Raw genomic sequence first — 10,074 nt, 5'->3', positions numbered from 1 at the left:
GCGCCAGCACGTGCGCCAGCCGCCGCCCGTGCCTCCCGCCCGGGCAAGTGTGCCATGCGGGGCACCAACAATACGCGCGCCCTGGTGGCGCCGCAGGCGTGCGCCAGCGCGCGCACCGCACCCGCGTTCCCCTGCCGGCACCTGCCGGTAGCCGATCCGCAGTATCGGCCAGCGTCCGCGATCAAAACCCGAAGGGCCGAGACGGCCCAGGTCGACTAGGCGCCGCGCTAGCGGCGTGCGAGCGCGGTCACGCCGCAGGCGTGAGACGCCCTGAGATAAGCAGAAGGCTTTAAGCTACTTTCGCTCGGACCACCCGCGCGCCGAACTACACCGAACAGGTCCCTTCCTGCCCCTTACAGGCTCTTTTCCCGACCAGCCACTCGACGCAACCTTGCCCCGGAGCGCTCCATCAACCCTCAAACGATGCGAGGTGATAGCAATGCAGAACCAGCCCCAACGTCCGGACCGAATCCTCCGGATGAAAACCGTGCTCGAACGCACTGGCCTGACCCGTTCCACCCTCTACCGAAAAATGGAAGCCGGCACCTTCCCCCAGAACACCCGGATCAGCACCCGCTGCATGGGTTGGCGAGAATCCGCCGTCGCCGAATGGCTGGATACTCTCAAGAAATAAGCGCCTGCTGTTCGGCCCGCAGGCAAATGGCCCCACAAACACCAACGAACACGGCGATTCCTCCAGGGTGGACCGTCACGAGCCGTCGAGATGATCTCTTGGATCCACCGTTTCACCTTGCCCTTTCCAACAGCCGAAAGCGGGTACACTCGGCAAGATGTTAGCCAGCTGAAATGTCGGAGGCTGGGACGCTTCTGCCGTTCCGTTATGAATTCTGGAACATCAGCTGTTGCCAGAAGCAGACGTTCAACGTTCGCCTAGCCGACATGGGGCCTGCTCACACCGCTGTCATGCACGTTTCAAAACCACTTACCAATTTGCAGATCAGTGCTCGATACGGTTGACAATCGTCTTTCAGCTGGCACTCCCCATCGGCTGTCTAGCGGCGCAACCACTCGTCACGGATCTTGTCTATCGCAATATCCCTCCACTGCTGCTGCCAGAGATCCCAGTAGGGAATATCAGTTGATGCTGGAGCCACCGTGCAGACCTCGATCTGGACTACAGACGGCAGGGCGATCGATTCTCCGACCAGCAGCGCCTCGCCCTGCTTGAAAGCCGGCATTTTGTCGATCAGCGTCCCCAGAGAGTCCGGCAACAACTTGCGGACATAGCCCTGGTCGACCGGATTGGTCAGGCGCATGGATATGAAATTATTGCACTGTGAAAAAATCGTCTCGGAGATTTCCGAGGGCCGCTGGCTTGCGAGAAGCAAGGTAACGCCATATTTCCGCCCCTCCTTCGCGATGCGCTCGATCGACATCTTCGACGCCCGAAACTTCGACAGCTCGCTGTTCGGCACATATTTGTGCGCCTCCTCGTAAACGAGAAGAATGGGCGCATCGTTGTTGATCTTTTCCTGCGGATCGGCGGCACAGCGTAGGCGCTTGTAGAAATAGCCGTGCTCGAAGATCAGCCGCGAGATCAACGAGACCGTGATACTCAATACCTCGAACGGGACGCCGCTCAGATCTATGACGGTGACGTTGTGCTGCTTGCTCGTGCTGTATCCCAGAATGGATCGGAGCGTTTCCTCGAAAGAGATCGACTTGGATTTCTCGCCAAGAAAAAAGTCTAGGCGCCGGTCGTTGATTTTGCTCTCGAGACGATTCACGAAGTTGGTCAGCCGCCCGTAGAGGCTGCCCTGCGTGAGCTTCGGCTGACCGGCTTTCTCCTTGTTGCTCGCAGCGTACACATCGCCACTGTCGACCATCTCGGTGTTGCGATAGTTAGCGTGGGCCAGAACGTCGTGAATGTCGAAAGGGAGCGGTGTGTCCAGATGGATCCGGTTCTTGTCGTCTTCTCCTCCCGTGAAGTGCGCCTTACGGCTCTGGATCACGGCATCCTTGAACACGTTGCGCTGATTGTGATCATTCGCCTCGGTGTCGAGGAAAAACTCCTCCAATTCCTCACCGCTCAGCATCCAGTAGGGAAGAACCAGGCTGGCGCTGTCGATGAAATTCGCCTGCGGAAAGGCTGCACGATATTCTGAATGAATATCGAATATGATCACGTGCGAGTTGTTCAGCGTATACTCGCCCTTCGCCCCGACCGCCTTCTGAACAATCTTTGCAACGGTGTGGGACTTACCGGAGCCAGTTGAACCGACCACCGCGATATGCTTGTTGAAGAATTTGTTCCCGTCGACGGGAACCTCGACCTCTTTGTTCGTCGCAAGCCTCGAGAAGCAGAAGCGATCCTGCACGGGCAACGAGCTGCCATAGATCAGGCGGATATCGTCGATCGTCGCCGGCTGGACCGTCTTCGGCGGAATCGCGAGGGCGTCCCCGCCGCGCTCAAACTTCTGATCCCGCAGAACGCCGAGCGGGAAAGCCTCGATCACATAGTCCTGGCTGCCGTCGTCGCGCGCCTGAATCTGGAAATTCTCAATGATGGCGACCAGTACCGCATTCTCATTGTCGGCGACCTTCAAATAAGAGCCGACGCGGAGAGACTCTTCAGCAATCCTGAAATTCTCGAGGTCATCGACGACGATCTTCACCTTGTTAGGAAAGACCGCCACCACTTCCGCTTTTACGTCATTCATACCCACCCCTATATTATCTTGTCGATATCTTCGTACTTGGGAATCTGGAATCGGGTGTGGCTGATGGCACCATCACCAAAGTCTTCAACCGGTTCACTGTGATAAAATTCGTAAATCTCGCGCGAGCGCGTAAACGACAGAAAGGTCTGCCGCGCCTCCGTCAAATCGCAGAATAGCCTCAGGGCCGGGCCGGCGTCGGCCGATGCCGGCCTGGAGATCGACCCGGCGTCGAACTGGGCACCTTTGAAATCGTAGCCGTCAACGAAGCGAACGTCTTCATTGTGCAGCTCCTGCTTGAGGCCGGCAAGTTCACTATCGTCGATGCCGACGAGCAACACGTAGGGCGAGAAGGGCTTTGCATCTCGTTTGGAGAGCTTGGAGTATTTCCGGGAGATGGTCTTCAGAAGCGTTTTGATCGCGTTCCGGCTGTAGGTGTCGCCAGCCGGATGGATGATGAAAAGCCGGTCGGCCGGGGAGACATTGACACCCGCCGCGAAAAACTCGTTGCGCAGCCCGCGATAATATTTGGCCGTGCCGAGCTTGGCGATGAACCACTCGGCAAAGAGATACGAAGATGTATCTATTCGCCTTATAAAGTCCGCCCTCGTTGTGACGCGCAGAGCCTCGTCCGGTTCGATCGCCAGTTCTTTGATCACCCGCAGGGCGCTGTTATAATAGAAAAACTCGGCGGCGAACGGTGAGCACCCGAACTGTTTGGCCAGACTCTCGATGATCGCCTTAAACTGATCCTCGAATTTCGCCGCATTCACGTCGATCGAGACGAGCTTCAAGAAATCCTCAAGCTCCGCGTCGCTGACACCAAGCTCTTCATGCTTTTTGACCGTATTATCTTTTGATACGGTTGTAAGAAAATTAGTCTTGAGGAAGTCGATATCGAACGGGAGTACCAATTTGCCCTGCCCGCACGAAAAATGGCCGCTGAGGTGGTACTGAATCGCTGGCCGGCCGGCGGTGAGGCCCGCCTTATAGTGCGCGAGCATGAACATGATAGCGGGCTTGATAACCGAATGGTTATACTCGGTTTTCTCATAATATTTGCACTGGACGGCAGTCGTTTCCGTAGCGGTGTGGACGTCGATATCCTCGATGCATTCGATCGCCACTGAATCGTTCGCACCGGCTAACCCCAGGATGCTGAGGATCGAGCGATCGAATTGATAAAAATAGCCAGCAATCGTCGAAACTGCGCTCCGATCGGCCACCATTACCCCCTGCGGTGATCTGCCGCGCGGACATCGCGTCCGCATTCGTTCGTCATCGGAATCCCCATTTTTCGTGCTCTCCCGTTTCTCCATGATCGCATATCGTCGATTGATGACTTCATGGTCACAACGCGATCCGATTTCCAGCGACATGTCTGAAGGCGCGATCACGGCAGGTGAGAAGGATGACCTGCATGCGGGTTGCGGCCTCCGACAGAATCTCGATCATCGTGTCGAGACGGGCATCGTCGGAGTAGACCAGCGGATCGTCCAGGATCAGCGACACGGGCTTCCCCTGCTCCAACAGCATATCGGCGAATGCAATCCGCGTAAGGATGGAAAGCTGCTCCTGCGTGCCGCGCGACAGGCTCGCGCAGCTTTCGTCCACGCCCGCACGGATCACGCTTTCAAGACCAAGATCCTCTGAAAAGGTGAGCTCGCACCCAGGCAGGAGGCGTTCGATATGACGTTTCGCCCGCGCCGCCACCGGACCGACAAATTTGGCTGACGTTTCATTACGGGCGGCGTTGAGTGTGCTTCGCAGCACCTTCAGTGTTTCCGCTTCATCGGTGATGCGCTGAAGAGCAAGTCGAGCCGCCTCGACTTCCTCGGAGGCGGCAGCTGTCCGTTCGGCGAGGCCGAGCCCGCCCTCGCTCTCGATCGTCCCTTCAAGGCGCGCAATATCGGTCTCCAGCCGCATTCGGGTTTCCCCGGCGGTGCGCACCCTCGCATCGATCAATTCGATCTTGCGCGTGATCGCCGCGACGTCGTGCGCAGAGGCATCACGGAGCGCGTCTTCAACCTTGACCGAAGCCTCGGCGGCTTGCTCGCGCGCCTTGGCCAGATTTTCGGTAAGCGTCGCCCATTCAGGTCGCTGCTCGACCGCCTCAAGCGCGCTGATTGCGTTGGCAACATCGCTCGTGGCCTTGGCTTCTGCCGTCGCAAGCGGCGCTTCCCCCTGCTCGGCGCGACGCAGGGCCTCGATGGCGCTGTCCTGGGCCCCTTCGGCACGGGCTGCGGCACTATCGGCCGTCTCCATCGCCTTCGTGAGCGCCGCGGTATCGGGAAGTTCTCCTTCCCCTACGACCTCCTCGGTGCCGAGCTCGGCGACGAACAGCTTTAGCGCGGCAGATCCAGCGGCAAGCTGAAGGGCATCATCGGCGGGCGTGGCTGCTTCAATGCGCGCCTCCAGGGTTCGCAGATCCGCTGCGGCATCCCTGGCGATCTCGTTGCGGGCTCTCGCGGCAGCAAGATCGACGACACCGAGATCGTCGAGTGCCGTTTTCCGCTTACGAAGCGCAGACGCCAAGACCTCCGCGGCGCTGGCGGCAGACGCCGGCGGCGTGATTTGAAGCTCGGCGGCGCCGAAGCGGATATGGACCTCGCGATCAATAGTGCGCGCGCCGAGTGCCATTGGCTCGCCGTCAATCGTGATTTCTTCCGCTGAGCCGGACAACGCAATCCGGGTCGCGCCGGCGTTCACCACCGCCTGCGCTTCCGCAACGGCGAGATCATGCGCTTCAAGCGACGTCAGCACTTTCGGGGTGATCGCCGTGTCGGAGAGCGCCTTCGCTGTGCTGTGTTGTTCCTCGAACTTCAGGAGGTCGGCATGCCGTCGGCGCGCGGCCAGGATCGCTGCACCACGACGGCTTTGTCGGATCCGCTCTTCGCCTTCAGCCAGGGCCGTTCGCGCGGCCTGCCGGTCGGTGCGCGCGGCATCGAGCGCGGTGCGCGCATCCACCACCTTCTGCTTCGCCGCCGACAATGTGTCAGCGACCCCGAGACGCTTTTCCCTTGCCTGGGTCAGCGCAGCGTCCGCTTTCGCCCGGGCCTGCGTCGCGTCGTCGTGGCGCTGCCGAAGGTCCGCGAGCGCCTTCACCTTGCCGTTGACCGCATCCTGCTCGGCACGACGGGTGGCGAGGATCTGGGCCGCCGCTCGCGCGATATCGAGCGAAGCAACCAGGCCGCTACGCGTCTGCGCGTCCGTGTTGTCCGCCATCTCGCGCTGGATAATCTTCAGGCGGACGCGAGCCGCCTCGAGATCTGAGAAGCTGCGCTCCAGCGTGGCCAATCGATCCGCGGCTTCGCGCGCCGTGGCCTCGGCGGCCTCGAGCCGCTCACGCGCGTCGGTCTGCCGGCCACGCTTCTGGCCGGTTGGTGTCCAGTAGATCTCATATTGAGCCTCGACCCGATCACTGACGCGGCGATAGGCAGCGCCGCCCATGATCGACCCAACTTCCGCCTCGAGCGTGGAGGTGACGGTGTCGCGCACGATCTGGCCGGGCGCGGTCACGGACAAGGCCTCGGTCTGGGCGACCCAAAGCAAACCGAGCGCGCCATAGGTCGCGACATCGCCGCCCCGGCTCGTGTCGCGGACCGAACCGAGCAGAGCATTCAAGCGCGCCTCGGCCTCCTCCCCTTGCGCACGGCCCTGAGGCCCCGAGACCTCGACCGATGCGCTGCGCAAGAAATGCTTGGTCACCGACCAGGGCGCGCCATCGACATCGAAAGCGACCTCGACCTCAGGACCGACCGCATCGCCATGTGGGGCGAATGATTGGGCCAGCTGATTGCGCGTGTTGAAGCGGACGAAAAAGGCTGCGCGCAACGCCTCGAGAAGCGTCGACTTGCCCGTTTCATTCGGCTCGATGACGACGTTGAGGCCGTCGGTGAGACCCTCGATCACGACGGGTGCGCGGAATTTCCGGAAATTCTCCACCGCGATGCGACGAATGACGAAGCTCATGCCGGCTCCCCCCGGCTATATTCGACGAAGAGGCGCTCAAGGGCCCGCTTAGCGACCGCCGCATCCTCGCCGCCGCCTTCGATCCTGGCATTAAGCATCGTCGCCGCCGCCCCGAGCATGCCCTCGACGGCCAGGTCCGCAATGTCTTCTTCGCTCGGTCGACCCACCAGATCATCCGAGCGCACGTCGAGATACCGCAGCTGATGGCCGATATCGTTTTCGAGCCGACCCAGCATGCCAATCCGGTCGCCGAGACTGGTGATACCGGCCAGCGTCAGGCGCAAAAGCGTAGTGGGCGCGTCGATCGCGCCGAGGAGCAATTCGCACTCGGCGTCAAACGCTGCCTGGTCACTGACCATCCAGTCCCGCAAAAGCCATTGGAAGCGGCCCGTGCGGATCGGCGTGACGGACGGCTCCGCATCGGTCCCCAACTCGACGACGAGGGCCTGTCCGGGATCGTCCCGCTGGAAGCGGTCGACTTCGGGCGTGCCGGAATACCAGGTGCGGCCATCGACGCGGAGTGCTCCATGCCAGTCACCGAGCGCCAGATAGTCGAGGTTCGATCGGCGTGCGCGATCGGGCGCGATCTGGTTCTTCGTTTCGCCTTGCCAGCCGAAGTCGCGGATCGAACCGTGTGCGAGGCCGATGCGCAGGGTCGCGCCGGGCGTCTCCATCGATTCGAAACGGGCGGTGGGATCTTCGAGATTGTGTCGGTGCTCAAGCGGCGCGGGCAACAGCCAGACGCCGGGGTTCATCTCGACCGGCTGGGGCGTCGACAAAATGACGATGTTGTCGCTCGCCCGTTGACGGACGCGATCCCATAATCCGCCATTGCGCGCGAAATCGTGGTTGCCTGGAAGCAGCCACCAGCGACAGCTATGACGGCTCATCCGAGATATAGCTTGGACTATTGTCCGGTCCTCCGGCCCTTCGGTGTCGAAGATGTCGCCGGCAACGACGACGTGCTGTGCCCCGTGTTCGACCGCTGTGCGACCAAGCGTGTCGATTGCGTCGAACCGCGCCTCGCTAAGGCCGGCCCGGACTTCGGACTCGAAGCGCCCATACGGTTTGCCGAGTTGCCAGTCAGCAGAATGGATGAATTTCAAATTACCTCCCCCTGGTCAGGCGCTCCAGATCCGCGCTTGGCGCGAGAAGTTCTCGGCCGCCGCCGGCTCGAGCTTAACCGGCAGGACAATGCTCGGCACCCCCAAATATCCGGTCGCCCCTTCGCTGCCGTCCAACCCCGATAGGCAGAGCATTTAGCGCGTCAGGCGTTCGCGCGACCCGGCCAAGCAAGGGCCGCCTGCAGCACGACGTGGGCTTCCTTTATGAGCGTCACGTCGCGCTCCCACTGCCCATCCGGCCCACCGCGGAATTTCTCGCCATGCAGGTAGCTATTGCGCACTCGGCAAACGCCTTGGACAATTAACTCGTGCACGTTCTTTAAGGGCACGGGTATTTCGGGTGCCCATACAAGATCATTCATCAGGCGACGCGGAGGCGCGCCGATCAACGTCTTAGCGATGCCTTCGTCGACGACCGCGGCGAAGAATTCAGGCCCAAGATGGCGGGCAAACGCATCCCAATCGGCCTCAGCAGTCCCCTTGTTTAGCCGCATTCGGCCGGATCGCTTCAAAGCGTATTCGGCGTCGCCGAACTGTCTCGCGAAAGCCCCTGCAACGACGTAGGGATCGTCCAACTCAATCCTCCAATCCTTATTTGTCATCCAGCTAAATGTTGCATGCCAGTATGCGCTGTAAACGAGCTTTTTAATGATCAAACTAGGACGCTAAACCTTCTGTCTGCTGGATTGCGTGCGAATGGCCGGTTCCGGCTTAAGCAGACCTTCAGGTGTCGGCTGCGGACCGACCGAAGGTGGTCATTATCGGCCACCCGGGGCATTATTGGCTGCGGCAGCCTATCGTTGACCCGAAGCTTGTCAGCAGGCGAATGTCAGCGCCGTATGAGCCAATTCGAGATCGTCGAGGTGGTTCGTGTCGCTAACTTGCTTCAAGAAGCCTAACACGTGATCGGCCCAATCTTGCAGCATGCGCCTGCGGGGCGAGAGGTACAGCGCGCTGTTATACGCGCTGCGGACGTCGTCGCGGTCGGCATGGGCGAGCGCCATCTCGATCCAGTCCGCTCTGTAGCACTCGGCTTCATTCGCCCACGTTGAGGCCAGACCTCGAAAGCCGTGGACCGTCTGTCGGCCGCGATAGCCCATGCGGTAGCAGCCGTAGATCATGGTGTTCTGCGAAATGGGCTGCCCAAGCTTGTCCCCGCCAAAGACGTAAATGCCAGTCGAGAAGGTTCGAACGTCTTCGAGCAGAGACGCTACCTGACGCGGAAGCGGCACGATGTGCTCGCGCTCCATCTTCATTCGCGCCGCTGGCACGCGCCAAAGCGGCTCCGACCCGTCGAGCCCCTCGAACTCGTCCCAGCGGGCGCGCCGCGTCTCGTTGGTACGTGCCCAGGTCAGCAGCGTGAACAGCAACGCCGCACGGGTGACAGCACGCCGCCTGGGGTTCTCCTCGCCGTCGTAGTTATCGATCGCGCGCACCAGCGCCGGCAGCTCCTGCAGGCCCACCCGCGCCATGTGCCGCACCCGCGGCTTCGGCTTCAGCAGGTCAGATAGATAGGCCGCCGGGTCCTGATCCGCCCAGCCCTGCGGAATGGCAAAGCGATAGATCTGGCTGACATGCTGCTTGATTCGCCGGCTGACGTCGAGCGCGCCGCGCGCTTCCACGGTCCTCACCATGGCCAGCACGTCCGCGCTGGTGATAGACCGAAGCGGCCTGTCACCAAGCACCGGAAAGGCATCGCGCTCGAGCCGCGTCATCAGCCGCCTGGCATGGCTCTCGTCGAGATTGCCCTCGCAGTTCTCATGCCAGGCACGCGCTGCCTGCTCGAAGGTCTTGCCGGCTGGCGACTTGTTGCTGGCGCCGGGGTCCCTGCCCTGCCCCAGCGCCACCCTGGCCTCTGCGCGGCGGAGCCGCGCCTCTGCAAGGCTAAGATCGGGATAGCGCCCGAAGGAGAGCAGCTTCTCCTTGCTGTCGAAGCGGTACTTCATCCGCCAGAGCTTCGAACCATTGGGCCGGACGAGAAGGTACAGGCCCTCGCCATCGGCGAGCTTGTAGTCCTTCTGCCGCTTGGTTGCGTAGCGGACTTCGAGTTCCTTGAGTGCAATCTGGGGGTACTCCGCTGAGGATGCGGCGATTACCCCAGAAAATACCCCCAAAAGCAAATCGACGTTCTGGCGTTCGGTGGGGTCCAAAGGAGCCATCTGAGGCAACGCGACTCGCGGATAAGTCACGAAGAACAGGCATAAAAAAACCGCCTCAGGATGTCCTGAAGCGGTTTGGCATGTGTGTGATTGGTTGCGGGGGCAGGATTTGAACCTGCGGCCTTCAGGTTATGAGCCTGA

At 61.0% G+C, this 10,074-nt stretch carries 7 protein-coding genes; 1 reads left to right on the top strand and 6 read right to left on the bottom strand.

The window, feature by feature from the left end; all coding sequences use genetic code 11:
- The first annotated feature begins 439 nt into the window (after window positions 1-439).
- Window positions 440-634, top strand: coding sequence for an AlpA family phage regulatory protein (locus RT655_RS19925; RefSeq protein ID WP_313540581.1), 195 nt, complete (start codon window positions 440-442; stop codon window positions 632-634).
- Between the two features lie 379 nt (window positions 635-1,013).
- Here RT655_RS19925 and RT655_RS19920 read toward each other — a convergent pair whose 3' ends face one another.
- The 6 genes from RT655_RS19920 to RT655_RS19895 form a co-directional block, all read right to left on the bottom strand.
- Window positions 1,014-2,681 (bottom strand): ATP-binding protein, encoded by a 1,668-nt coding sequence (locus tag RT655_RS19920; RefSeq protein ID WP_313540578.1) that lies wholly within the window; start codon window positions 2,679-2,681, stop codon window positions 1,014-1,016.
- 8 nt (window positions 2,682-2,689) lie between these two features.
- Window positions 2,690-4,057: a DUF4297 family anti-phage-associated protein gene (locus RT655_RS19915; RefSeq protein ID WP_313540575.1), complete on the bottom strand. Its 1,368-nt coding sequence runs from the start codon at window positions 4,055-4,057 to the stop codon at window positions 2,690-2,692.
- Window positions 4,029-6,650, bottom strand: a complete 2,622-nt coding sequence (locus RT655_RS19910) for an AAA family ATPase (RefSeq protein ID WP_313540572.1) — start codon at window positions 6,648-6,650, stop codon at window positions 4,029-4,031. Before RT655_RS19910 ends, RT655_RS19915 begins: the two co-directional genes overlap by 29 nt.
- Window positions 6,647-7,756 carry a DNA repair exonuclease gene (locus RT655_RS19905; RefSeq protein ID WP_313540569.1) on the bottom strand — a complete coding sequence of 370 codons (1,110 nt, stop codon included), beginning with the start codon at window positions 7,754-7,756 and terminating at the stop codon, window positions 6,647-6,649. The genes RT655_RS19910 and RT655_RS19905 overlap by 4 nt, the downstream gene beginning before the upstream one ends.
- A 161-nt stretch (window positions 7,757-7,917) precedes the next feature.
- Complete coding sequence (locus RT655_RS19900) at window positions 7,918-8,349, bottom strand: hypothetical protein (protein WP_313540566.1); 432 nt, start codon at window positions 8,347-8,349, stop codon at window positions 7,918-7,920.
- Between the two features lie 240 nt (window positions 8,350-8,589).
- Window positions 8,590-9,924 (bottom strand): tyrosine-type recombinase/integrase, encoded by a 1,335-nt coding sequence (locus tag RT655_RS19895; protein ID WP_313540563.1) that lies wholly within the window; start codon window positions 9,922-9,924, stop codon window positions 8,590-8,592.
- Window positions 9,925-10,074: the final 150 nt, after the last annotated feature.

The organism is Sphingomonas sp. (assembly GCF_032114135.1).
Classification (GTDB): Bacteria; Pseudomonadota; Alphaproteobacteria; order Sphingomonadales; family Sphingomonadaceae; genus Sphingomonas.
The sequence above is the reverse complement of the archived record's forward strand: the minus strand, read 5'-3'. Positions and strand labels throughout refer to the sequence as shown.